Here is a 26,418-nt window from a genome sequence, read left to right on the forward strand (position 1 = left end):
GGATCTTATAAAAAATAAAAACAAAAAAGCAGGTGACCCATGCCAAACAACCAAACACCCAACCAACTCATCAACGAAAAATCACCGTACCTCCTTCAGCACGCCCACAACCCAGTTCACTGGTACCCGTGGGGGCAAGAAGCCTTCGACAAAGCCAAGCGTGAAAATAAACCAGTGCTTGTCAGCATCGGCTACGCCACTTGTCACTGGTGCCACGTCATGGCACACGAAAGCTTCGAAGATCAGCAAGTCGCTGACATCTTAAATGAGCATTTCATTTCGATTAAAGTCGATCGTGAGGAGCGTCCAGACATCGATTCTATGTATATGTCTGTTTGTCAGATGATGACGGGGCAAGGCGGCTGGCCGTTGAATGTATTTGTCACGCCTGATCAAAAGCCTTTTTATGCGGGGACTTATTTTCCAAAGAGAAGTGCTTACGGACGTCCTGGTTTCATTGAAGCACTGACGCAACTGCTGGATGCGTATCACAACGACCGCGATCATATCGAATCGTTGGCAGAGAAGGCGACAAATAATTTGCGGATCAAAGCAGCAGGGCAGACAGAAAGTACGCTCACTCAAGAGGCGATCCACAAAGCCTATTACCAGCTCATGAGCAGCTTTGATACGCTGCACGGCGGATTCGGCTCCGCACCGAAATTTCCTGCACCTCATATGCTTTCATTCTTGATGCGCTATTACGAATGGACTGGGCAGGAAAATGCGCTATATGCAGTCACGAAAACGTTAGATGGAATGGCAAATGGCGGTATATACGACCATGTGGGTTCAGGTTTTTCTCGTTATTCAACAGACGAAAAATGGCTTGTGCCTCATTTTGAAAAAATGCTGTATGATAACGCCTTGCTGATGGAAGCTTACACAGAAGCATATCAGCTTACTCAACAGCCTGAGTATGAAAAGCTTGTCCAACACCTGATCCACTTTATTAAACAAGATATGATGAATCTGGACGGCTCCTTTTATTCAGCGATAGATGCAGATTCTGAGGGGAAAGAAGGACAATATTACGTCTGGTCAAAAGATGAGATCATGACTCATTTAGGCGAGGACCTCGGCGCTTTGTTCTGCGCAGTCTATCACATCACTGAAGAGGGGAACTTTGAAGGGGCGAACATCCCTCATACCATTTCAACCTCTTTTGATGACATCAAAGCCTCTTTCTCGATCGACGACCATACGCTTCAGTCCAAGCTTCAATCTGCCCGGCACATTTTACAATCTGTCAGACAGCAGCGACCCGCACCGCTTGTCGATGACAAGGTGCTCACATCTTGGAATGCGCTGATGATCTCTGCGCTCGCCAAAGCAGGAAGGGTATTCGGTACAGAGGAAGCCATCCGCATGGCGAAGCAGGCGATGTCTTTTCTAGAAACACACCTCGTCCAACATGAGCGGCTCATGGTCCGCTATAGAGAAGGTGACGTGAAGCATCTTGGCTTTATCGAGGATTATGCGCATATGCTTTCTGCCTATATGTCCTTATACGAAGCAACCTTTGAACGAGAATGGCTGGAAAAAGCCACAACAGTAGCTGAGAACATGTTTGAGCTGTTTTGGGACAAGGAAAAAGGGGGCTTTTTCTTCTCAGGATCAGATGCGGAAGCGCTCCTCGTTCGAGAAAAAGAAGTGTACGACGGCGCCATGCCTTCTGGTAACAGCACCGCACTCAAGCAGCTTCTCACGCTAAGCAGACTGACCGGACGTCAGGACTGGCTGGACACATTAGAGCAGATGTTCAAAGCTTTTTATGTCGATGTCTCTTCCTATCCAAGCGGGCACACAGCGTTTCTGCAAGGACTCTTGAGTCAATATGCAACAAAAAGAGAGATCATCATTCTCGGGAAAAACGGTGATCCTCAAAAAGAACGACTTTTACAGGCGCTTCGGAAACGCTTCATGCCATTTGATATCATATTGACTGCCGAAACAGGGCAGGAATTAGCGCAGCTCGCACCCTTTACAAAAGATTACAAAACAATCGATGGCAGAACCACTGTGTATATTTGTGAAAACTACAGCTGCCGCCAGCCCATTACCAATATCGACGAGGCGATGGAACAATTATTCCACGATTGAGTTTGTCATAAGATGACTATGAGAAGACAAAATGAGGACAAACAGATAAAAAACATGTCAATCCGCTAACAAATTGTCTGTACGGTTTTATTTTTCCTAAAAAACGGTTAGAATGCGCACTAGATGTTCTCATACCGAAGGGAGAGAAAATGATGAAAAAGGTATCATACACACTCATCGCTTGTTTGTTATCTGTTGGGCTTGCAGCCTGCTCGTCAAACGATACCAAACAAGATAAGCAAAACGATTCAGCCAAAAACAAGGAAACAACACAGGCTGACCAAAAAGAACAGCAAAAGCAAATGGAAGAGATGCAAAAGAAATTAGACGCACAAAAAATCGATGATCAAAAGGTCGTTGCGACCGTCAACCAAGACAAAATCACAGGTAATGAATATAATAGTGCTTTATCGACCATTCAAGGCCAGCTTCAACAATCAGGGCAAGACCCAACATCTAAAGAAGGCGCAAAAGCAGTCAAGAAACAAACCATTGATGCGCTCGTAGGTCAAGAGCTCATCCTGCAAGATGCTGAGGAGAAGGGCATCAAAGCCTCTGACAAGCAGGTAGATAAACAGCTAAAAGAAGAAAAGAAACAATTCAAAGACAACGCTCAATTTGAAGAAGCTCTTAAGAAAAGCGGACTCACAATGGATCAGCTGAAAAGTGACATTGCCGACAGCATCAAATACAGCCAGTATGTCGACAAAGAAATCAAATCAGCGTCCGTCTCTGAAAAGGATGTCAAAGCGTACTATGATCAATACGCAGATGAAATGAAAAAACAAAAGCAAAAAGCACCTGAATACAAAGAGGTTAAATCACAAATTAAAAAACAGCTAGAATCTCAAGAAAAGCAGAAAGAAGTACAAAAAGAAATTGAAAAACTAAAGAAATCTGCGAAAATTAATGTATCTCTGTAACAGCTAAGAAAAATCCGCCATTGTGCGGATTTTTTTTCGTTACTTGATGAACTGTTTTTCCAAAATTATGACAAAAGCCTCATCATAAACGTCTCTTCCATCCGATATGATGGGAGTACAAAAGAAAGCGCTATCAATTCTTTTGTCTCTTAAAAAGTACAAGATCAAACGCCGATCTCGTACTTTTGCTTCAGTCAATCGGATAACGACAAGAGGAGGATCTTTATGTTCAAATGGTTTAAACCCGCTCCGCATATCGACAGGCTCGATGATGCCAAAACAGATGAGACCTATAAGCGGCTGCGGCTGCAAGTCTTTTTAGGCATCTTTATCGGGTATGCGGGCTACTATTTGCTGCGCAAAAATTTCGCTTTTGCCATTCCTTATCTACAGGAAGAAGGGTTCACGAAAAGTGAATTAGGCTTTGTACTCGCAGCTGTCTCTATCGCTTATGGCTTTAGTAAATTCATCATGGGGATGATCTCAGACCGCTGTAACCCAAGATACTTTTTAGCCACCGGACTCTTTCTATCAGCCCTTATCAATATCCTATTTGTCTCATTTCCATGGGTGACGTCAAGTGTATGGATCATGTTCTTATTCATGTTTTTAAACGGCTGGTTCCAAGGCATGGGGTGGCCGCCATGCGGACGCACGATGGCGCATTGGTTTTCGGTTAGTGAACGTGGAACGAAAATGTCCATTTGGAACGTCGCTCACAATATCGGCGGGGGAATTCTTGCACCGCTCATCACCTTAGGGATCGTGCTGTTTGCGACATGGAAAAGTATCTTTTTCTTCCCTGCCATCATTGCCATTATCGTCTCCATCGTGATCATTCTACTCGTCCGAGATACCCCGCAATCCGCTGGCCTTCCGCCAATCGAGGAATATCGCAATGACTATCCGGCACAGCAGTATGAAGATCAAGAAAAAGAATTAACAGTGAAAGAGATTTTATTTAAGTATGTACTCAACAATAAATTCCTTTGGTATATCGCCATTGCCAATGTCTTTGTGTACTTCGTCCGTTACGGTGTGGTGGACTGGGCGCCGACCTACTTAACAGAAGCAAAGGGCTTTTCACCAGAGCATTCACGCTGGTCTTATTTTCTTTATGAATATGCAGGCATTCCGGGGACATTGTTGTGCGGCTGGATCAGCGACCGATTCTTTAGAAGCCGCCGTGCACCAGCGGGCGTCCTCTTTATGGCTGGGGTGTTAATTGCGGTGCTCGTTTACTGGTTAAACCCTGCTGGCAATCCAATGGTCGATAACATCGCCCTTATCAGCATCGGCTTTTTGATTTACGGACCTGTCATGCTCATTGGACTTCAAGCCATTGACCTCGCTCCTAAAAAAGCGGCTGGCACTGCGGCCGGACTCACTGGCTTCTTTGGCTATATTGGCGGCTCTGCCTTTGCCAATGCGATGATGGGCGTCGTCGTAGATCACTATGACTGGACAGGAGGCTTCATTTTACTGGTTGGTTCTTGTGTGCTTGCGATTGTCTTCCTGGCGATGACATGGAATACAGGGAAGCGCGTAGAGCAAGCTTAATGAAAATCACATAAAAGATTCATATCCACCCAACATGCCCTTTACATCTATTTCTTATGATGAAGGAAGTTACCGTAAAAGGAGGATAAAATATGAAGAAAAGTAGATTACTTGCTTTCGTGTTGCTCTCTTTTGCTTTACTGTCTTTTGCGTGGGTGCCGACCACCATATCGGCACATGAACATCTTTTATCTCCAGATCGTATTCTAACCGTTGCACACCGCGGAGCATCAGGGTATGCACCAGAGCATACCCTGGCTTCCTACAAACTCGCTACAAAGATGAATGTGGATTACCTCGAACTCGACCTTCAAATGACAAAGGATGGACACCTCATCGTCATGCACGATGAAACCGTTGACCGGACCACAAACGGAACAGGCTGGGTCAAAGACCTCACACTTGCCGAAATCAAACAGCTTGATGCCGGTACATGGTTTAACGAAGTCAATCCCGACAGACAAAATGCCAACTATATCGGACAGCGAGTACTCACATTAGATGAGGTGCTGCGCTATTTCGGCAAACGAGAGAATTATTATATTGAAACAAAAAAACCAGACATCTATCCGCAAATGGAAGAAAAGCTATTGGCTACCCTTAAAAAACATCATCTTCTCGGGAAACACACAAGAAAAGGGCAGGTCATTATCCAATCCTTTAGCCAAGACAGCCTGCTAAAACTACAGAAATTAGATCCACGCCTTCCCAAAGTACAGCTTTTAGACAGAACCCAAATGACGTCCATCACAGATGATCAACTCGACTTCATCAAATCTTATGCAGTGGGTGTCGGGCCAAACTTTAGAGCATTGACACTTGAAAACGTACAGCAGGTCAGAAGCCACGGACTCCTCCTCCACCCATATACGGTAAACAACGAAGCAGACATGACCCGTTTACTGCAATACGGCGTCACCGGTCTTTTCACCAACTTTCCAGATGTCTTTAACCGTGTGAAAGCTTCACTCTAAACAAAAAACGCCTTGCGGTCCATCCCGCAAGGCCTTTGATTATTTTACCGTTTGATCAGAAGAAGCTGTTTCGATCGGTTTCCGTTTCCCAATCCCAAAGACAAAGAAGCTAAGCGCTACTACAATCAAGAACCCAATGGCCACAATCAGAGAAATACGCGTATCCTGATTAATAAGCATAAACACAAGCACCATCAGTAAGAAACCGATTGTTAAATAATTAGAAAACGGCGCTAGCGGCATCTTGAATGGATGTTGATCAAGAGCAGATCCCTTCGCTTTTCTAAAGCCGATATGACTAATCAAAATCACAAACCAAGGCACCATACCAGGAAGTACACTCGCACTATACACATAGACGAAAATGTTTGGTGGCGCAACATAATTGAGGACAACTCCTATCGCTAGACCAATCAGCACAGCAAATGTCCCAAAATACGGCACGCCATTCTTCGAAATTTTGGTGAAGAAAGCAGGCGCCTGTCCATTCACACCTAATGTATAAAGCATACGTCCCGCACTGAAAATCCCACTATTACAGCCTGACATCGCTGCTGTAATGACGACAAAGTTAATAATACCAGCAGCTGCTGTAATCCCAATTTTCGCAAACGTCGCCACAAATGGACTGCCAAGGGTATTCAGCTGATCCCAAGGATACACTGTCACAATGACAAAGATCGCACCGATATAGAAAATCAAAATACGCCAGATGATACTTTTGATGGCATTGGTCAGCGTCTTTTCTGGATTTTGTGCTTCACCTGCTGTAATCCCAATCAGCTCTACCCCCTGATAGGCAGCAATGACGAGCGACAACGCAAACAAGAATCCGGTAAATCCACCTGTAAAGAACCCGCCGTGCGCCCACAGATTAGACAAGCCAATAGGCGTCCCGCCATTTCCAAATCCAAAGAAAATAATGCCTAGACCTGCAATGATCATCAAAATAATCGTCACAATCTTGATCATTGCAAACCAAAATTCGAACTCACCGAACGATTTAACCGAAATCAAGTTGGCCGCTCCCAAAATAATCATCGCAATTAATCCTGGAATCCAAGCTGGCAGCTCTGGGAACCAATATTTCATATAAGCGCCTACGGCAATAATTTCCGACATCCCGACAATGACCCACTGGAACCAGTTACTCCAAGCTGTCATATACCCCGCAAGCGGATGAATATATTGATGACCAAATGTAGCAAATGAACCTGTACTCGGTTCAACGTATAACATTTCTCCCATCGCACGCATAATAAAAAAAATAAAGATACCACATACTGCGTACGCTAGAAGAACCGATGGACCTGTCCATTGAATGGCCTTGGCTGACCCCATAAATAAGCCAACACCAATCGTGCCGCCGAGTGCAATCATTTGAATATGGCGGGCACTTAACCCTCTCTTTAATTCCTTTTGAGCCACTTTTCTTCCCCCTCATCAACAAACAACATAAAAAATAAAAATCAGAATGTTCATTCTGATTGAGAAACATCAATCTTTCGTTGTATATTATCATAATAAATCTACCCTTAAAAAACAATTGTTTTTTTGAGGGAAACACTATTATCAAAATATTCCGACATAAAGAGATGTTCAAATTGTTTTATATTGATATATTGAATCAAAGGGTGAAAGTCATTTCAAATCTGATGACTTAATAGGAACTGACCGCCTCTTATATCAACCTCAAAGGATCGCAATCCATTTTTATGCACCATTTTCTCCTTCTCTCGATGACAAGAAAAGTCATTCCGGAAAGCGCCGGATCTTTTCTTTACATAACAAGTAAACCCATCATTTTCCGGTATCGCCACTTTGACATTTGCTCCTGTTGAAGTAGATTTAAGTGAATCTAGCATGTTTGTAGAATGAATCTGTATCCTTCTACCTGTTACATGCAGATCAACGTCCAAAAAAGCACCCGTCAACTCAACTTTTGACGATGTGGCGTGCAGTAATAATCTCTGCGCGACCAGCTGCCGACTAGAAATAAGTCCACCTGCTGTCTCTAAATGGAGATGCTTGATTTCACCTGATAGCATCGTCTTTCCAGAAGTTAAATGACAAGAGACATTTTCCACCTTCAGCCTCTCTGCCTGAAGATTTGCTCCTTTACAACGAAGAGATATGGACTGTAATTGTTGTTTAGGAAGATAAATATCTACATCAGTTTTATAAAGGTGAAACCCTAAGCTGAGTATTCTTTTTCGTCTATCTTGAATGACTAAACGTCCTTCTCTTACCTGATGATGCAGCAAATAGCGTTGGGGAAAGGCTTGATTGGTCGTTTGACGAATGAATAGATAAGGATGATCATGATGATGAATACGCACCTCTCCCAATAGCCAATCCAGCGATAATTCTACGACCGATTCTTCAATTTGAATCGTATGCTCCACAATGTCTCCCTCCTTTTTTCAACGCGGCTCATCTCCCTTGAAGCCGGATGATACTGCCCCATAATTCCAAGATCACAATGAGAACGGCTGCGATCATGACTCCTGACAGAATGAAATTCATTTGATCATTTCCATAAAAAGCAATTAATAGGTTTCCTAAAACAGCACATAGAACAATCGCAGTCAGAATGGTCATGGAGGTAGATTTCTTCATTAACCCCACTCTCATCGCAATCATGCCAATACCGTTGATACAACAAGTAAACACTAGGTACGTTTTGATCACAGTGAACATCACATCAGCTGTCAGCGCATCCTGAACAAGGGGGAAGAACGTTTCAGTGACACTAAACACAACAAATGAGGGAATGATGCTACACAGCATTGCAATCGTAGAAAAGCACAGCATCCAGACCATTCTCGAAAGGAGTGATGCTTTCAGACTTGATGAATGAGGTTCATGCTCTTTCAATGCAGTCACCATCACTCGACAATACATCAAGGCTGTGACGATCGAAAAAAAGATCATCCATACTATACTGGTCAACAAATAGATATTCGGATATTGCTGAAAACCTATTTCCTGTTCAACCTGTGCAACAAACGCGACAAAATAAATAAACACCAGCAGTACAATGCTTGCAATCATACTAGCTTGAATATAATGTTTCATATGGCTTTTTCTTAGCTCAAGTTTTATGTAGTGAAGCATAAGGCATCCTCCTATGAAATGAATTTTTCTTTTTGTCTCTTATCTGACCATTTAGGTTCCAGGCTGATCATATCCACCAATTCCAGCATAATGCGCTGTGACCTTTTGAATAAATAGATCACTCACTACATCCACTCCAAGCCCTTTCATCATCTGTTGTAAAAACAGCAAACGCTGACTAGTTTCCTGTTGATCACGAGCAAATAGTGTTGGATTCAGCCATATATTCACGAGAAGCATAAACACTTCTGCCACTTCACCAGGAAAAGCAGTCTTCATCGAACCATCATCAATTCCTTCTAGAATCAGCCTTTTAATTTTAAGCGCATCCTGATTTACTCCTGCCTTCATCCCTTCCACCACAAACTGCGGGTTTTTGATCTGATCAACTAAGATTCCATCAATTGAGTGAGACTGTGGATCTGCCACAAGCTTCTCTAAAATAAGCTGCAGCTTCTCTTTTGCATGAACTGCCTCTGTATGCTTAATCAGATCTTCAAGCTTCTCTGTCGCATGACGAAATTGCCGATCCATCACGGCACGTAATATTTCTTCCTTCGATTTGAAATGATGATAAATAGCACCCTTAGACATGTTCAATTCATGGATGATATCCTGCAAACTCGTCTTTTCAAATCCTTTTTCCTGAAACAGCTTCGTCGACACATCTAAAATTTGTTGGATTGTCTTTTCTGGATATTTATTTCTGGCCAAATGAAACGCCTCCTCTTACATACCGACCGTTGGTATGTATTTTAATCTACTTCATGATAAACTGTCAATATAGGTTCTTTATATAAAATAAATAAAAAAGACCGCTCACACGGTCTCCTCAAGCTCAAACTGTAAATTCACTGGAACATCTGGCAATGCAGAATCCTCCACCATATTGGTTGTAGATGTCTTCTCATTCACTTCCTCAAATCGAAACCCATCTGCCCATACCGTTCCCTTGCCGCTGAGCAAGACACCAAAATGAATGGATTCACTGTGAGAAGGGATATCTAAAACAATCGCATATTGAAATGAAAATGAGAATTCCCCACTATTTCAGGCACCTGCCTTAATACAGCTCATCCATCAAATGCGACTCAAAATAGAAAATCGCCTCTTGCGTGACAGACTATACATCATCTCGCTCACCTCTACTTGATCATAATTGCGGTCATGATCTACTTTGAATAGATTCAGCTATTTTTCCTAGAACACTTTCCTCTGATAAATAGCAGTAGAAAGCCCCCAAGACAGCAGGTAGATAAGCATAATCAGCACAGCTGACCCAGTATATAAAATAGGTATCGATAATTTCATGATAAAATCTGTGATCCCACTGAATTGCTCCGCTAAATAGGCAACAAATGGCGGTCCTATACCAGATAAAAGGATAAAGCCAATAATCACTGCCGTTGTGATATAGCCAGGCTTCAAGATATAAAACAATGGAAACGTACACGCCGCAAACAATAAAAACAGCCCGCTGCCAATCGCAATATCCGTCAGCGAAAACAGCTTCCCAAAAACAAATAAAGCAGCACTTGTCAGCCCGATTGCGATAATCATATAGAAAACGGCACCAAGATAACGTGATGCGATAATTTCTTTACGTGTATAAGGCAAAGAGTTTAATAGAATATTCGTTTCTGCCTTCTCGTCGTACGCATATGTGTTAAAAGGAATGAAGAAACTAGCGACTAGAAACGTCAATGCCGGATGCGCATCCATGAGAATAAAAAATAAGATAAACGGAAGGAAAATAATCAGCTGCTTTTTCTGCAAAATCACATCACGCTTAATTAAATGAAACATGCGCCACCCCGCCTTTCAAATAAAACATGATATCCTCAAGCGACGCCGGTTCGATCACAACAGCGTCTCCAAAAATATGATTCACTTCACCGATCCGATCTGTTAATGCTTCAAACCCTGCTGCTGTACGCTGAATATGGACAAAAGCCTTTTCTGTGTCTCGATCCAATAAATCCAGGTTTCCTTTCACCAGCGCATAATTCTCCGCTACATCATGAACCGACTGTTGAAAGACCAATTGTCCATTTTGTATAAACGCAATATAATCCGCAATCCGGTCTAAATCTGTTGTCATATGTGTTGAGAAAAATATGGTCCGGTTCTCATCAATCATTAACTCTTGTAACGTTCCTAACAGCTCTCTTCTAAAAACTGGGTCTAAACCGGCTGTTGGCTCATCCATGATAATCAGCTCTGCATGATGTGATAGCGCAATCGCAAGTGACGCCTTCATCTGCATCCCTTTTGAGAATGTTTTGATTGCTTTATGCAGGGGCAGGCCAAACTGTTCAATATATTGATGGAAAAGACGGTCATCCCAGCGTTTATAAGCAGGTGCCACAATCCGTTTAATGTCTTTTAAATTCAAACCTGGGAAAAAAACGTTGGCATCGTAAACAAAGCCGATTCGTTCCTTAATCTCTTTTTCATGGGTGTGATAATCTAATCCGAAAATCTTGACCTCACCTGAATCTGGTTTTAACAAATTCATGATCATTTTAATGGTGGTCGACTTACCGGCTCCATTTTCCCCAATAAACCCTGTAACAAAGCCTTTTTTGACCTGTAAATCAAGATTCTGAACAGAAAAGTCCTTGAATCGTTTTGATACTCCTTTGAATTCAATCACATGCTCCACTCATCTCACTCCTTATACAAGAACTTTAATAACTGCTGCAATTCATCAAAAGATAAGCCTAATTCCTTGCCGTTTGTGACAACCGCTCCAAGCTGATCCTCAATCACCTTCAATTTTTTCTCTCTCATGACCTCTAGGTTTTGTTCCGCAACAAATGATCCCTTGCCTACAATCGAATAAATAAATCCTGCCTTCTCTAACTCTTCATATGCTCGCTTTGTTGTGATGACGCTAATTTGCAAATCCTTCGCCAGCTTTCGAATAGACGGCAGTGCCGAGCCTTCCGCCAGCTCCCCCGTTAAAATCATCGATTTGATTTGATTCGTAATTTGCTCATAAATGGGCTCCTTAGAGTGGTTTGAAATCGTAATCTGCATATAAAAACCTCTTTTTTCTGTACTGGTGTTTGGAACGAAATATTGTATATACACTATATACACATTATATACACACTGAAAGAATAATCAACCATTTTTTGATTGCAACTCAACTAAAAAAAACCGCACAGCTCTTCAGCTATGCGGCCTTCCCCAACAAAATTCATCTCCAATACACCCATTTTCCCATCATCCACTCCACCGGACCTCTTCTCCATTTTTTCAAATAGAGATAGCTGATGAACAGCTGTGCTGTGTACAGTCCGACAGCGAGCAGCAGTCCAAACATTGACCCCATCTGTCCAAATAGACCAAGTCCATAAGAATAGAAAATTGTTGTACAAATGATCGACTGCGCCAAATAATTTGATAGGGACAAACGGCCAAGTCCTGCAAGCAGACGTTTGAGGCCTTGAGCTGCTTTCGAATAGTAAAAAACAATAAACGCTTGAATATACCCGATCGCCAGCACATAGCCACCGAGAATCATAACGAATTCACTCCAAGGCGCATCAATGAACGTCGCACATTTTAGCGCAAGCCCGACGACAATCATCCATACCCAGCCTTTGCGATAGGCCATTCCTCGATCTTCTTCTGTCAGATGTCCTCGTTTACCAATCACCATGCCAAGCAATGCGAACGGACCCACCATCATCGTACCGAAAAGAAACCCTAGTATCGGCATAAGCGTAATGGTCACGATCGCCAGAATAATGGTCACAATCAACATATCGTCTTCAACCGTAATCCGGCTGAGCAAAATATCTCCATATGCACCCTTCGCATACACATCGGTTAAAAAATCATCATTCCCATAAACAAAGTTCATCATATATGGCACAACGACTAAAGACAACGCCCCTAACACACCCGACCAAATAAGCATTGTTTTGATTCGGCTGCTCAAAAACATCATCAAGAAAAACGTACAAGCTCCATAATAAAGAAGAATGTCACCATTCCAAATAAAGATGTAATGCAGCATCCCAAGCACAATAAGACCAAAGCCCCGGCGAACGACAATGGCATTCGTATTTAGTCCCTTGGCTTTCGTTGATTCAATCAGCTTGATAAAAGAATACCCAAACAAAAAAGAGAATATCGGATAAAACGACCCTTGGAACAAAATTTCCGTCAGATAAACTCCGAATTCCTGCCCCCAAAAACTCGAATCAAACATTTTCTCAAAATCATAATCATATTGAAAATTAAGCATATTCACGATCAAAATACCTAATAAACTAAAACCACGCAAACTATCAATGAACTCAACCCTAGATCCCTTCAACACGACAGCTCCTTCGGAAAATATAAAAGCATATTTATCCTACCACACTTTCAAAAAATTGGTCTCTACACCCATGTAAAAACATGCGTTTTAAGGTAATTTTAATAAAAAAACCTAGAATATACATTCTAGGTATCTTACTGATGAATTATGAATGATGATTTTCTTCTTTCCGCATCACACGTTTCAAATAAAACAAAATCCCCAATCCAAAAAAAATCAACATCAACTCCCAGTCTGCAGGAATCGGAAACCATTTCAATATCATTAAAATCAACAAAACCGCTCCAATCCCTGCGAAAAAAACCGCGTTTCTTTTTAATTCTTTGTTTGATAGAAACAACACTCTCTCCTCCCTTACACTTACTAACCAATTGAATGTTTTTCTAACTTTTCCTTTGATCTGAAGGATGAATCCACGGAAGGTGCTCAGGCCAATTGAGTTTTTGCTTTTCCACTATTCATCCTCCTTTTCCTTTAGCTGAAAAGCGATAATTTTCCCTAATGCTTCCTCTGCAGCAAAAGGAGTGACGCTGCCTGTTGGATTTTCTTGTTCTTGTTTTAAGCACTCGTACATGTTTTTTTCAATTTTTGATGGATCAATCCAAGAGATACACCATGATGCCCAGAAACAAGTAGGTCCCTCATAACGTTTAGCCAGTGCCAGAAGGAATGGCAAGCTGGGCTGTCCAATCCTCATGAGTGACATGGCAGCGGCCATTCTTGTATCCTCTTCGTCACTTTCTAATAGCTGGGCTAGCGGCTCAGCTGCTTCTCCCGCATCTGCTCCAAATTCACCAAGTACAGCTGCTGCAATGTTCCGCAGAGATCCTCTTTCTTTTAAAGCCTCAACAAGGACGGGCACTGCATCTTTTCCGAACTTTCTCAATTCCCCTATTGCTTGAATGATCGTTACTTCATTTGTATTTGCCAATTGTTGAACTGATTGAGACAGCTTATTTTCTGGTTTCATTGACAATCAACTCCTCTTTTTAATGAACCGCACGGTATCGATAACAAAGCACATAAAATACAGCTCCAGCCACTAGGGATACAATTGCTGTCAACAAGCCATCAGTGAACAGATGAATGCTAATAATGACCACAGCACTGATCACAGACGCAAATAGCAATGATCGATAATAGGCGGCCAAAGCAAAACTCTTTTCTCGTCTCAGAGGCTGCATAAAGGCAAAGAGCCGTATGACCAAAAACCATATATAAACTCCTCCACCAAATAAGGTCCAATACAATACATCCTGAATCTCAACCAAATAAAGTGAAATCAAGTAGAACGCATACAGCCAAAAGGTTTGAAACACTTCTAACAGAATGATTTTTTGATATAAAGCGCCTGGAAAAAGATAGAGCACTCCTGTTTGTGCGTGTCTTACAATCCCCGCATAATATGAACTAAAAAGAACGGATGCAGCGATGACGATTAAGAATAGCCAATCTGAAAAATAAGTAAGGACGACATAGTAAGTACCAATTAACAGCATGGTAGATAACAAATGGAAGGTCGCATACTTTTTTAGCAGCAATAATTCAATCCAAAGAAAAGCCCAGCTGCCCGTTAATGACGGAAGCCCCCACCACGTCTTGCCCTTTTTTTGAACGATTGGACTTGATTGAATATGTTTCCCCTCAAATTCTTCCCAAAATACTGCCTCCTTGACTAAAGACTCCTTCATCTCTAAACGATGACTAGCCTTGTACATCATCAGGAAAGATAGGAACATTACTCCAATAAAGATGAAGAAAGAAAGAATGGAGAACTCTTCGAACATACGTCCAGCTTGAAACATCAAAGAATCAGCAATGTTCATCAAGAAGGGCTGTTTCATCATGAATTGATTCAAAACAAGCAGTGCAAAGAAGCCAAACATCAATACAAAACCGAGTAAGAGCAGGCGCTTGTATACTCGAATGGTTCTAGCACAAGACATCGCAATCATCCAAGTTTCGATCAAACATAACAGCCCTGTCAGGATGAGTGATTTTCCAAGCAGAAACGGGTACTGCTGCGTCATAAAAAACAGAAGAAGATCCGCAGCCACAGCAGAGACAATGAGAAGAGCCCCTCGCCAAAAAATGTGATACAACCATACACTGATGACAACTGTCCATAGAGAAGCGCCATTTCCATATAACCAAATGATATCGTTCATTTGACTAGGGAGTCGATTTGTAAACAAGCCAAACCCCGTATAGAGAACAAACAAACTGACAATGATCCATCCAGCTGCAACCGTATTCCAATCACCCATACTTGAAACTGCGCTTAGCTGAAAACCAATTGCCGCAATGAAAAGAAGTAAGATCACAAAAGGCATTTTCTTTTCTTGATTTTTACTGATCAAGCGCCTTTGAGATTTCATCCATAAAAGGGAGAGTGTGTTATTCACTTGACCACTCCCCCAGAAGTTGAATGACTTCTGCCCTCCACTCAATCTGTTCTTCCTTTAATTGAGGAACATCCATATTCTTCATGATGGCACCGTCTCGAATCAATACCACCCTGCTGGCCGTATCGAGAACGAACTCCAGACTATGAGTCGACACAAAGACCGACCCACCTTGACTGCTTTTTTGTCTCAGCCAATCCGACAGCCACTGTTTTGACGCAATATCTAACCCAACAGTCGGTTCATCTAATATAAAAAGGGAGGCATCTTGAACAATGGCCCCTGCTAAGACGACACGCTGCTTTTGACCTCTTGACAGCCTTCCGCACAGTTCGTTCATCTTTTTTTCCATATGTACTTCTTTCAACGCTCCATATACCTTTTCCTTGATCTGTTTTAAGCCTTTATGATATCCACGAGCACGGAACTGAACATGTTCAGCAGCCGTTAAGTCTGGATACAAATACGGCTGATCAGGAATAAGAGCTACTTGTTTTTGGACATGGGAATGACCAGGCGGGAAACCCTCAATGAGAATTTCCCCTCCATCTGGTTTATATAGACCCGTTAAACACCGAATCGTTGTCGTCTTCCCGGCGCCATTCGGCCCAAGCAGCGCCACAACTTCTCCTGCTTCTATGGAAAATGACAGGCCCTCTATCCCATCACCATTACTGTATCGTTTGCTTATATTCTGAACCTCCATGAATGGCATCGAATCTCTCCCTTACTATTAGAGTGATGTATGCTTATCTATGGTGTTTTTTACGATGACATGTAAATGTAATTAGACCCACTCAACATTTACCCTGATATTACCATACAGACAATAACAAGATAAGGGTATAGAGGTAATTTATTGAACGAAAACACTTAAAATTTCACAAAACAAAAAAAGATTGAGCATCAACCACCCAATCTTTTACCTATTAAATCTCCTGACACGCCCAAGCATCCACCTCTATCTTAAGAGCAGGAGAAGCCAGGGCCACCACATAAACCATCGTCATACAAGGAAGATGATCACCTAAAAACTGACTCATGATTCGTTTTCTACTCGCAGCATCGAACTCTCCCACAAGATAAAACACTAGTTTCGTTATTTCTTCTACAGCCATATCTGTCGCTTCTACATTCCGTTTCACATTCTCTAACGATAATTCGAGCTGCTCCAAAGGGTCCAGCAACCTATAATTCTTGTTTTCTAAAAAGAAACCATCCAATGAGAAAAAAGATAACAATCAATACCGATACACCTAGAAAGCTTGTAAGAGTCTGATCCGAATAAGTCCCTCTATGAATCATCTCCTCTGCCGCACTTGTCACGCCTTTAGGCGCAAACTTCCCTAATGTATCCTCATAAAATGAAGGAACGGTAAATAGAATAAGGTTGATCACAAGCGATACACCGCCGGCTGTGACGGAACGCGTAAAGAACGCCGAAGCACAAATGGTCGACACGACAATCAGCAATAAATTGGGGTAATAAAGAAGCGTTCCTTTTACCACATTGACCCAATCCAGATGCCCAAATTGAATGTCCACATAATAAACGGAGGCAAGCACCGCCACCACCAAACTAAACAAGGTCAAACCAGCATAGGCGCATATTTTTGAGACATAATAACTCATTCGACTGATCGGCTTCACCATAATCATCGCCGTCACCCCAGAGGCACGCTCTCCAGCGATCGTCCCCATCACAATCATAATGAGAATAAAAACACCAAGCGAATCGAATTTACTCAATGCACTCGCTAAAGCCTCACCAGCGCTAGGCTCTGGTATATAAAATGTGGACCCTTCAGGTAAATTAGCTGATTTCGATAAAAGATCCGGCAGCATTTTGAGCGTAATAGGCTGTGTGATCATTAAAATCGTAAAAATGATCGGCACAAATAAAATTTTATAACTAGTGAATAACTCCCTAAATTCCTTTTTCAGCATCATCATGCATTCACAACCTTCATGAAAATATCTTCAAGCGTCAGCTTAGATAGTCGATAATGGAGGAGAACACCGCCAGTTTCAGTGATGAGACCAGGCAGCTCCTTCAACGCCATTTGTTGATCGTTCACTCGCACCTGATAACCGTCCCCTGCCTCAATGCATTCCTCCATCCAATCCTGCTCTTTTAACAAAGCCACTAATTTCGTATTCTTTTGTTCTAATTGAAATTCAATCACTGGCTGAATATAGTCTTCTTTGATCTGTTTCATGGAAGAGGACATTTCAATTTTTCCGCTGTTGATCATGATAATATGATCCGCCACCCTTTCAATGTCATCTAAAATATGGGTCGACATAAAGATCAACATCTCATGCTTTAAACGCTCAATCAAAGTCAGGACGTCTTTTCTCCCCATCGGATCAAGTGCGGACACAGGTTCATCTAGAATAAGAACCTTCGGGCTGTTGATGAGCGCCTGTGCAATGGCGAGCCTCTGCTTCATTCCTCCACTATAGCTGCCAATGGCACGATCCTTCGCCTCATACACACGGCAAAGCTTCAACAGCTCCTCAGTTTTGGAGCGAATGATGTTTTTCTCTAATTGAAATAACCCGCCAACCCAATGCATCCACTCCTGCCCCGTCATGTCCTGATAAAATGCAGGCTGCTGCGGACAATATCCAATCACATGACTGATGTCATCCATGTCCTTTGTCACATCCATACCCGCCACCTTCACGACGCCAGACGTAGGACGAGCAAGCCCCGTCAAAATCCGAATCGTCGTTGTCTTCCCCGCTCCATTGGCTCCTAAAAAACCGACACAACCAACTTCCCCAACAGAAAACGAAACGTTTTTTAAAATTTCATGCCGACCATACGATTTCGTCAGCCCTTGACACTCCAGCATATTCAAGCAAATCCCCCCTACTAAGATTGTTTACGACCAAAAATGAAATACGCAATAGGACCGGCACTCGCCACAAACACAATCACCAAAGCCCAAACCCACTTCACCTCTCCTCTGATCCTAGATGGATCTCTTTTCAGCAAATCAAACAAACCAATCACCATTAAAATGGCTTGCAGCAAAACGAGAGGTAAAATCATCTTCATATCCATCCACGCCACTCCTTTTTCATAACCAATTTGTTTTGATATCACTTCTTTTGACGACATGAAGAGTGAATTCGTTCAAATGGATTTTATTTTTATCGATCGAGTGGTCTATAAGATATAAAAAAGCCCAGTGAAAGTAAGTTCACTGGGCTTGCTTGTGATGGTCATAACGAATCTCGCAAAATCTTTTCCATCGTCTTTCCTTTCGCTAACTCATCAATCAGCTTATCTAGATACCGAATGTTTTTCATGGTTTCTTCCTCAATGTCTTCTACTCGAACACCACAGATGACTCCTTTGATTAAACTGCGGGAAGGATGAAGCTCAGGGGCCTCGGCAAAGAAGTTTTCAATATCTGTCTGTTGATCCACCCGTTCCTGCAGCTCTTCCGGACTGTACCCTGTTAACCAACAAATAATCGTATCGACTTCAGCCTTTGTTCGTCCTTTTCTCTCTGCCTTTGCGATGTAGAGAGGATAGACTTTTGCGAAGCTCATTGTATAGATTTTAGGTTTGGTCATGTGTTATTCCCCTTTTCTTTCTTAAAGTACTTTTATCCATGCATTAGAAGATAGTTACCCTCACGTTTTTAATCTGCCTAACCTTTTATGTCCAATCTAGTAATGAGGAATCTAGCTACAAAATAAACATTACAATAATAACCATATATACATAAATTATGATATAATTACTCGTTATCTACATGTGAAAGGAAGAAGAAAATTGTCTAATTACGATTTTCATGCATTACTTCAACCATTAGAGTTTGAAGTGTTGGTATGTGATGTAGTCTCTCAAAGAGAGAACGTTCCCTTTAGAACCTTTAAAGAGGGGCGAGATCAAGGCATTGATGGTTTTTATACAGACGGTAAAACTGAAACCGTCATACAAGTAAAGCGTTATGCTCAGCAATCTTTTAAGCCTTTAATACATTCTTTAAAGCAAGACCTACAAAAAGTTCGCAAATTAAAACCAGATCGCTATATCCTAGGGATATCAATGGAGTTAACACGTCAACAAACGAAAGATATTGTTGAATTATTTAAAGAATTCAATGTGACTGAACACGATATATTAGATAGGGTTGAATTGAACAGACTCCTTTCACAGCCGACTTACAGAAAAGTGATAATTAATCAACCAAAGCTTTTAATTCCAAATTCAAATGTGCTTGAACACTTGTTAAAAGAATATCTACATAGTCGTATTTATAGAGAGTCTGCCTATAGATTAAAAGATGCTTGTAAAACAGCAAAAACTTTTTTACCTTCAAAAGTCTATAGATCAGCAGTTTCGAATTGGGACATTAACCGAACTATCATACTTTCCGGAGAACCAGGTGTTGGAAAAACAACAATCGCTCAAATTCTAGCTTTAGCCCATTTGTATCAAAATCATTTAAACGGATTTAGATGGGTATACTCAATCGATGATATATACAGTATGTTAGATGAACACCAAATACAAGTTTTTATTTTAGATGATTACTGGGGAAGTATCCTCGAAAAAGAAAAGAATAAAAAAGAAGAAGAACGCTTAGCTAAGTTAATAAAGGATATCGAAAATTTCCCTAATGATACAAGATTAATTATTACAACAAGAGAATATATTCTTCAACAACTCATTCATAAAAGTCCTTTACTAAAAAAAGTATTTGATAACTATACCTTAATTTGCAACTTGGAAGCATACTCCGAGAGTGAAAAAGCAAGTATTTTATTTAGTCGTCTCTACTACTCAAAACTAAATTATGAGCATGTTAACTATTTGCATCTTTATACAGATGAGATTGTATATCACGACAATTATAATCCAAGGGTACTATCACTATTTTTAGATCAAAAACCTCAAAGTTATGAAACACCAGAAGATTACTTAAATCGATTGTTAAATTATTTAGATTGTCCAAGTGATTTTTGGAGAGATATTTTTGATAATTTATCTAATGAAGCAAAGTTTGTAGCTTTTTTACTACTAATTACTTCAACACCTTCATTACAAGAGGATGTAGAAGTCTGCTACAAAAATTCTTTACATTATTATTTCAATGAAACGCACACGAAGAATTTAAGTGAGAGTCTTAGAGAACTTGAAGAAACCATGATCAAGACCGTTTATGATGATGAGTATGATGATATCTTTATATATTTTATAAACCCATCAGCACAAGATTTTCTGCTTGACTTCTTGAAAGAGAATTGTGAACAATGGATTCCCAAACTACTGCCTTGCTGCTCCTTCTATAATCAATTATTGTTTCTATTTAAGAATGTATCACCTTCTTGTAGTTCAAACATTAGTGAACAGATCATACAAAGTTGTATAGAACATTATGATGATTATACAACTAGTTTTTCAGAAAACGATAATATATGGAATATTGATATTTTAGAACAAGAAAAGGGAAGCTTAGATAGATTCTTTGATTTACTTAGAATTTATCTAACACAAAATCAAAAACAACCGAGACTTTATAAATTTTTAGAGTATAAAATCAATCAGTACTGTATTGATATGGGGAGTAATGACCCTAAAGAATATCAATATAATGATTTGCATAATTTACCTGATTATATCGTAAGTTGCACAAATATTGGAATGGCTTTTAACGGATATAAATTAATAGATAAATACTTCAAAAACGCCTTTAGTGTGTTTCATTATAAAGCGATGGAACGTTTTCGAGAAATATTTCCTAAGGAGTACGAAATATTTTATGAATCTTTTAACTCAAAAATTAGAAAAAATATAAAACAATTGATTTTTTCAGAGTTGGATTTTTTAGAAGAATACTGCATGGATGTAGAATTAGATATGTTAATTGATAGCATTCCTGATTTATGTGACTTTTATGGCCTTCAATACTCAATAGAAATGGATAAACAAATTGAGCTTTTATATGGACGCTCACCTACACGAATAAATAATGACCATTCAATAATGAACAGACATTCGCCAACTGATAATTTAAGTGAACATGACGTAAGTACAGTAAAATATAACGCATATGATTGGATGTATGGAAAGGAAGAAGAATTAATAGAAAATGATGAAGTTATCGAACTTATATCAAAAAGCAAACTTTCGAATGGTGTCAAAGATAAATTAAATCTCGTATTAGACAATAATTCACCAGTTTACATCTATCAGTTACTAAATACGAAAGAATCTTTGAACTTATTAATCGCAACATTAGAAAAAGACGGTTCAATGCTACCTGAGAGAGAAACCGACTTATATATGAAAACGTTAACCTATTTAACCCAAGGTGATTCTACATTATTAATAAATTTAATTGACTTTTGTATTGATTCATTTTGTTCATTCATGTATCGGGAACAACCTTTATTTCGAAAAAGGGAATTTTTAAAAAGTAACATTTATAGAGATCATTTAGCAGATAACCCTCCACTCAAAAATATTGTGTATGAACATTTAATATTAGAGGATGAACAGTGGTTACGATTTATTAATATTCCATTATTCGTCGCTTGCTTTTCGATGAGTATAAGTTTTAGCATTGATGATGATGAATTACTAGAAATCTACCCCGAAATATGGGGTGAAAATTCAAAAAAAATCAAACGAATAAAGCTGGAGAATGGAAAAAAATTATCTGAACTATTTTATCCTGAATTTGGAGAATACTACATCTATAACAGTGAGTGGGAAAGCATATTATATAGGCTTTTCGAAGAGTTAACACCATATCATTTTAATCAATTCTATGTTGAACCTGCCATTAAGCGATTTATGAAGCAATTAGGAGATGGCGATGAATCATCAAAAGTATTAAAACTCATGTCTACTATGGAGTTGTTATTAGAATATGAACAGCATGATAAAATTAATCATATCGGCCAACAATATAGTATTAATGACGAACAAAATCTAATAGAGAAATTAGGAATAGCTGATTTTGATTTTTGGGATTTGCCTTCGATTCCCCAAAATACGTTTACTTATTTAATTAAAGGTGACTTAATAAAACGTAAAGCACATAATTGGGAAGTGCCAATTTACAAAATAGAGAACATCTGTTTAATAAAAGAGCTTGGAGTTTATAGTTACTCATTAACATCCATAAAAAAGATTGAAAATCTCCTTAAACGCTTTGAAAATGGTGATTATTCGCAAATAATAGTAACCTAAACAAAAAACACCCCTTTAACAAATTCTCAAAGGGGTGTTTCATTATAAAAATTAAACCTACTCCACCGTCACACTCTTCGCAAGGTTACGTGGTTTATCCACATCACACCCACGGTGAAGGGCTGCGTAGTAAGCGATGAGCTGTAATGGGACAACAGATGCAAGTGGTGCAAGTGCTGGGTGTACAGCTGGAAGGACGAAACGGTCGCCTTCGTCTTCTAGGCCTTTTAGTGAGATGACACATGGGTTTGCTCCGCGTGCCACGACTTCTTTGATGTTACCGCGAATGCTGAGGTTCACGTGCTCTTGCGTTGCAAGGGCAATAACCGGTGTGCCTTCTTCAATTAAAGCAATTGTGCCGTGTTTGAGTTCTCCGCCAGCAAATCCTTCTGCTTGGATGTAAGAGATCTCTTTTAGTTTTAGTGAACCTTCAAGGCACACATAGTAATCAAGTCCTCTTCCGATAAAGAATGCGTTACGTGTCACTGTGAAGAAGTCACGAGCGATTTGTTCCATTTCATCCTTTTGATCGACAAGGGCTTCCATTGCATTTGCTACAATCCCAAGTTCTTTCACAAGATCAAAGTCAAGAGATTGACCATTTAATTCGGCTGCAACTGATGCAAGGATCGCAAGAACAGCGATTTGTGCTGTGTAAGCTTTTGTTGAAGCCACTGCGATTTCTGGTCCTGCATGAAGAAGCAATGTGAAGTCCGCTTCACGAGAAAGCGTTGAACCTGGTACGTTTGTGATCGTTAATGCTTTATGACCAAGCTCTTTGACTTGAACAAGTACAGCACGGCTGTCCGCTGTCTCCCCAGATTGAGAAAGGAAGATGAACAACGGCTTTTTCGATAGAAGCGGCATGTTGTAAGAGAATTCACTTGCTACATGGACTTCTACAGGTACTTTCGCCCAGTCTTCAATATATTGTTTACCGACAAGTCCTGCATGGTAGCTTGTTCCGCAAGCCACAATGTAAATGCGGTCTGCTTCTGCTACTGCGCTTGCGATATCGCCAGCGACTGACAGCTTGCCGTTTTCGTCTTGATATTCTTGGATGATTTTGCGCATGACAAGCGGCTGCTCATCCGTTTCTTTTAACATGTAGTGAGGATATGTGCCTTTCTCGATGTCGCTTGCATCTAGCTCAGCGATATAAGAAGGACGTGTCATGATATCACCGTCAAGGTTTTTGATGATCACCTCGTCTTTTGTGACAATGACCATTTCTTTATCCATTAATTCCGCATATTCGTTTGTTACTTGAAGCATCGCCATTGCGTCAGAAGCTACAACGTTGAAATCTTCTCCGAAACCAACCAATAATGGGCTTTTGTTTTTCGCCACATAGATTGTTTCTTTGTTTTCGTTATCGAAAAGGGCAATTGCGTAAGAGCCTTTTAGTTGAAGAAGCGTTTGACGGAAAGCTTCCTCTGTATCAAGACCTCTGCTTACAAATTGTTCGATAACTTGAACAACAACCTCTGTATCTGTGTCGCTTTTTAGTGTGACGTCTTGTAAATATTCGCGTGTCAATTGTACATAGTTCTCGATGACACCGTTATGAACAAGCGTAAAACGGCCAGAAGCACTTTGATGCGGATGCGCATTTAGATGGCTTGGTACACCGTGTGTTGCCCAGCGTGTATGTCCGATTCCAGCTGAAGATGCTACATTTGCATCAACAACTTCACGAAGCTCAGCAATACGTCCTTTTTCTTTGAACACATGCACGCCTTCTTCGTTTGCCACAGCGATACCTGCTGAGTCATACCCGCGGTACTCAAGCTTCTCTAAACCCTTTAATAAGATTTCCTTCGCATCATTCTGACCAATATAACCTACGATTCCACACATAAATATTCTTCCTCCCGTTCATGTGAAAGGGACAAAGAAAGCCTACTAAAATAGAAGGGACATTTCTTCGTCCCTCTCTACATGTTTAATTTGGGAGATCATGTGTATTCCCTTTGTACAAAGAGTCACCTCTTTGCTTTAAAGAAACACTTACGGCTGTGATCTCTTTTTTGATCAGCCGGGAGGCATCCGCCGAAAATTCGATAACCTCCATCCTCGTCAACTAAGCATCTTTCGTCCGATCGCTTAGTTCGGGCGCTATAATTATAAGAGAGTTGCTGAACATCTACCCTGCCTTTCCTGATAGAATAAAAATCCAGTAACACAAGGATGATTGTACTATAAGGTCTGACCTCCGTCAATCACAATTTAGCGGGTGATCCCGCTCAAGAAAGTGAGACCTCCATTCACTATATGCGATGAGGCTTGTCATGTTCTACCTTTGATGTGCTCTCCTATGTATGAAGGCAGCAAATTGCCCTCGCTTATAAGATTCGTACAAATCCATCATTTATGACGTTTATTCGAAAAAAAAGCAAACCGCCGCTGGCGATTTGCTTTCATCTATTACTCGATACCCATTTCCTCTTTCACAACAGCGGTAATTCGAGTCACATATTCATCACACAGCTCTTTTGTTTTCGCCTCTGCCATCACGCGTACAAGCGGCTCTGTTCCAGATGGACGAACAAGAATACGGCCATCACCGTTCATCTCTTTTTCGACCTCTTGAATCACTGCTTTTACTTTTTCATTTTCTTCCACTTTATATTTATCAGACACTTTCACATTCACTAGAAGCTGCGGGAATTTTTCCATTTCAGCTGCAAGCTCTGACAATGTTTTTCCTGTTGCTTTGAGTGTATTGACAAGCATGATCGCAGAAAGCATGCCATCACCTGTCGTATTGTAATCAAGGAAAATCAAATGGCCTGATTGTTCACCGCCGACATTATAGCCATCCTTTTTCATCGCTTCAACCACATAGCGGTCACCAACAGCGGTTTGGATGCTCTTAATGCCTTGTTTCTCCAGCGCTTTATAGAAGCCTAGGTTACTCATGACCGTGGACACGACGGTGTCATCCTTTAATCGGCCTTCACCCTTCAAATAACGTGCACATATGTACATAATTTGATCGCCGTCTACAATATCACCTTTTTCATCGACAGCAATTAAACGGTCTCCGTCACCATCAAACGCCAGACCAATATCTGCACCCTTCTCCTTCACAAAAGCAGAAAGTGCCTCTGGATGAGTTGAGCCGACACCATCATTGATATTCAATCCGTTTGGTGATGTTCCCATTGTGGACACATCAGCATCTAAATCCGCAAATAAATGTGTCGCTAGAGAAGAGGTTGCACCGTGAGCACAGTCAAGCGCCACGTGAATACCTGTGAAATCCTCGTCCGCTGTCTGCTTCAAGAATTGCAAGTATTTCTGACCTCCTTCAAAGTAGTCATTCATCGTTCCAAGATCCGCTCCAACTGGGCGTGGCAATTGATCGACCGGCTGATCCATCAGCTGCTCAATTTCATTCTCCTGTTCATCAGACAGCTTAAAGCCGTCACCGCCGAAGAATTTAATTCCGTTGTCTTGAACTGGGTTGTGAGAAGCAGAGATCATGACACCCGCTTCTGCGTCCATTGCCTTCGTTAAATAAGACACACCAGGTGTTGAGATCACACCTAGACGCATCACTTCAGCGCCAATTGAAAGTAAGCCTGCAACGAGCGCTCCTTCTAGCATATGACCGGATACACGTGTGTCTCGTCCAACGAGTACCTTTGGACGTTCTTTATCCTTCGTGAGCACATAGCCGCCAAATCTCCCAATTTTAAATGCGAGCTCTGGCGTTAATTCGCTATTCGCCACACCCCTTACACCATCAGTTCCAAAGTACTTGCCCATGTTT

Annotated in this window: 22 protein-coding genes and 3 pseudogenes; 6 read left to right on the forward strand and 19 right to left on the reverse strand. The window is 40.9% G+C overall.

The window, feature by feature from the left end; translation table 11 throughout:
* Positions 1 to 39: 39 nt before the first annotated feature.
* The 5 genes and pseudogenes from ACSSTM_RS10590 to ACSSTM_RS10610 form a co-directional block, all read left to right on the forward strand.
* Positions 40 to 531 (forward strand): annotated as a pseudogene (locus tag ACSSTM_RS10590) (thioredoxin domain-containing protein); the annotation flags it as partial.
* 780 nt (positions 532 to 1,311) lie between these two features.
* The gene (locus ACSSTM_RS10595; protein ID WP_262417217.1) at positions 1,312 to 2,103 is read left to right on the forward strand and encodes an AGE family epimerase/isomerase; all 792 of its coding nucleotides are present in this window, start codon (positions 1,312 to 1,314) and stop codon (positions 2,101 to 2,103) included.
* 152 nt (positions 2,104 to 2,255) lie between these two features.
* Positions 2,256 to 3,026 carry a SurA N-terminal domain-containing protein gene (locus ACSSTM_RS10600; protein WP_429677329.1) on the forward strand — a complete coding sequence of 257 codons (771 nt, stop codon included), beginning with the start codon at positions 2,256 to 2,258 and terminating at the stop codon, positions 3,024 to 3,026.
* 225 nt (positions 3,027 to 3,251) lie between these two features.
* A complete protein-coding gene (gene glpT / locus ACSSTM_RS10605; protein ID WP_034664381.1) occupies positions 3,252 to 4,586 on the forward strand; it encodes a glycerol-3-phosphate transporter in 1,335 nt (444 codons plus the stop codon).
* Positions 4,587 to 4,678: 92 nt separating this feature from the next.
* Positions 4,679 to 5,560, forward strand: a complete 882-nt coding sequence (locus ACSSTM_RS10610; RefSeq protein WP_106038473.1) for a glycerophosphodiester phosphodiesterase — start codon at positions 4,679 to 4,681, stop codon at positions 5,558 to 5,560.
* 39 nt (positions 5,561 to 5,599) lie between these two features.
* Here ACSSTM_RS10610 and ACSSTM_RS10615 read toward each other — a convergent pair whose 3' ends face one another.
* From ACSSTM_RS10615 to ACSSTM_RS10695, 17 genes and pseudogenes are all read right to left on the reverse strand, one after another.
* Complete coding sequence (locus ACSSTM_RS10615) at positions 5,600 to 6,988, reverse strand: amino acid permease (protein ID WP_420735127.1); 1,389 nt, start codon at positions 6,986 to 6,988, stop codon at positions 5,600 to 5,602.
* A 218-nt stretch (positions 6,989 to 7,206) separates the two neighbouring features.
* On the reverse strand, positions 7,207 to 7,965 hold the full coding sequence (locus tag ACSSTM_RS10620) for a DUF4097 family beta strand repeat-containing protein (RefSeq protein ID WP_437404170.1): 759 nt from the start codon (positions 7,963 to 7,965) through the stop codon (positions 7,207 to 7,209).
* A 28-nt stretch (positions 7,966 to 7,993) separates the two neighbouring features.
* The gene (locus tag ACSSTM_RS10625; RefSeq protein ID WP_034664391.1) at positions 7,994 to 8,677 is read right to left on the reverse strand and encodes a hypothetical protein; all 684 of its coding nucleotides are present in this window, start codon (positions 8,675 to 8,677) and stop codon (positions 7,994 to 7,996) included.
* Between the two features lie 51 nt (positions 8,678 to 8,728).
* Positions 8,729 to 9,361 (reverse strand): TetR/AcrR family transcriptional regulator, encoded by a 633-nt coding sequence (locus ACSSTM_RS10630; protein ID WP_095285911.1) that lies wholly within the window; start codon positions 9,359 to 9,361, stop codon positions 8,729 to 8,731.
* A 135-nt stretch (positions 9,362 to 9,496) separates the two neighbouring features.
* Positions 9,497 to 9,700 (reverse strand): annotated as a pseudogene (locus ACSSTM_RS10635) (AraC family transcriptional regulator); the annotation flags it as partial.
* Positions 9,701 to 9,877: 177 nt separating this feature from the next.
* Positions 9,878 to 10,483: an ABC-2 transporter permease gene (locus ACSSTM_RS10640; RefSeq protein WP_034664396.1), complete on the reverse strand. Its 606-nt coding sequence runs from the start codon at positions 10,481 to 10,483 to the stop codon at positions 9,878 to 9,880.
* Entirely contained in the window at positions 10,467 to 11,342 is an 876-nt protein-coding gene (locus tag ACSSTM_RS10645; RefSeq protein ID WP_034664399.1) for an ABC transporter ATP-binding protein, read from the reverse strand. Before ACSSTM_RS10645 ends, ACSSTM_RS10640 begins: the two co-directional genes overlap by 17 nt.
* A gap of 5 nt (positions 11,343 to 11,347) precedes the next feature.
* Positions 11,348 to 11,719: a GntR family transcriptional regulator gene (locus tag ACSSTM_RS10650; RefSeq protein WP_034664402.1), complete on the reverse strand. Its 372-nt coding sequence runs from the start codon at positions 11,717 to 11,719 to the stop codon at positions 11,348 to 11,350.
* Between the two features lie 163 nt (positions 11,720 to 11,882).
* Positions 11,883 to 13,010, reverse strand: coding sequence for a DUF418 domain-containing protein (locus tag ACSSTM_RS10655; RefSeq protein WP_034664405.1), 1,128 nt, complete (start codon positions 13,008 to 13,010; stop codon positions 11,883 to 11,885).
* Between the two features lie 457 nt (positions 13,011 to 13,467).
* Positions 13,468 to 13,983, reverse strand: coding sequence for a HEAT repeat domain-containing protein (locus ACSSTM_RS10660; RefSeq protein WP_187704296.1), 516 nt, complete (start codon positions 13,981 to 13,983; stop codon positions 13,468 to 13,470).
* Between the two features lie 19 nt (positions 13,984 to 14,002).
* Positions 14,003 to 15,418, reverse strand: coding sequence for a sporulation killing factor system integral membrane protein (gene skfF / locus ACSSTM_RS10665; protein WP_437404171.1), 1,416 nt, complete (start codon positions 15,416 to 15,418; stop codon positions 14,003 to 14,005).
* Positions 15,411 to 16,133: an ABC transporter ATP-binding protein gene (locus tag ACSSTM_RS10670; protein WP_106038467.1), complete on the reverse strand. Its 723-nt coding sequence runs from the start codon at positions 16,131 to 16,133 to the stop codon at positions 15,411 to 15,413. The genes skfF and ACSSTM_RS10670 overlap by 8 nt, the downstream gene beginning before the upstream one ends.
* A gap of 214 nt (positions 16,134 to 16,347) precedes the next feature.
* A pseudogene (locus ACSSTM_RS10675) lies at positions 16,348 to 16,596 on the reverse strand (RidA family protein); the annotation flags it as partial.
* Positions 16,597 to 16,606: 10 nt separating this feature from the next.
* Positions 16,607 to 17,371 (reverse strand): ABC transporter permease, encoded by a 765-nt coding sequence (locus tag ACSSTM_RS10680; RefSeq protein ID WP_106038465.1) that lies wholly within the window; start codon positions 17,369 to 17,371, stop codon positions 16,607 to 16,609.
* Positions 17,368 to 18,285 carry an ABC transporter ATP-binding protein gene (locus ACSSTM_RS10685; protein WP_106038464.1) on the reverse strand — a complete coding sequence of 306 codons (918 nt, stop codon included), beginning with the start codon at positions 18,283 to 18,285 and terminating at the stop codon, positions 17,368 to 17,370. Before ACSSTM_RS10685 ends, ACSSTM_RS10680 begins: the two co-directional genes overlap by 4 nt.
* A gap of 14 nt (positions 18,286 to 18,299) precedes the next feature.
* A complete protein-coding gene (locus tag ACSSTM_RS10690) occupies positions 18,300 to 18,491 on the reverse strand; it encodes a PLD nuclease N-terminal domain-containing protein (protein ID WP_106038463.1) in 192 nt (63 codons plus the stop codon).
* A gap of 161 nt (positions 18,492 to 18,652) precedes the next feature.
* A complete protein-coding gene (locus ACSSTM_RS10695) occupies positions 18,653 to 19,009 on the reverse strand; it encodes a DUF2200 domain-containing protein (RefSeq protein WP_106038462.1) in 357 nt (118 codons plus the stop codon).
* A 202-nt stretch (positions 19,010 to 19,211) separates the two neighbouring features.
* Here ACSSTM_RS10695 and ACSSTM_RS10700 point away from each other — a divergent pair, with 202 nt between their 5' ends.
* Positions 19,212 to 22,640, forward strand: a complete 3,429-nt coding sequence (locus ACSSTM_RS10700; protein WP_437404172.1) for a restriction endonuclease — start codon at positions 19,212 to 19,214, stop codon at positions 22,638 to 22,640.
* A 57-nt stretch (positions 22,641 to 22,697) separates the two neighbouring features.
* Here ACSSTM_RS10700 and glmS read toward each other — a convergent pair whose 3' ends face one another.
* Both glmS and glmM read right to left on the reverse strand, forming a co-directional pair.
* Positions 22,698 to 24,500 (reverse strand): glutamine--fructose-6-phosphate transaminase (isomerizing), encoded by a 1,803-nt coding sequence (gene glmS, locus ACSSTM_RS10705; protein ID WP_437394598.1) that lies wholly within the window; start codon positions 24,498 to 24,500, stop codon positions 22,698 to 22,700.
* 567 nt (positions 24,501 to 25,067) lie between these two features.
* A complete protein-coding gene (gene glmM, locus ACSSTM_RS10710) occupies positions 25,068 to 26,414 on the reverse strand; it encodes a phosphoglucosamine mutase (protein ID WP_034664420.1) in 1,347 nt (448 codons plus the stop codon).
* Between the last annotated feature and the right edge of the window lie 4 nt (positions 26,415 to 26,418).

Origin of the sequence: Bacillus sp. RK1064 (genome assembly GCF_051488405.1) — a bacterium.
In the GTDB taxonomy this organism is placed as follows: Bacteria; Bacillota; Bacilli; order Bacillales; family Bacillaceae; genus Bacillus.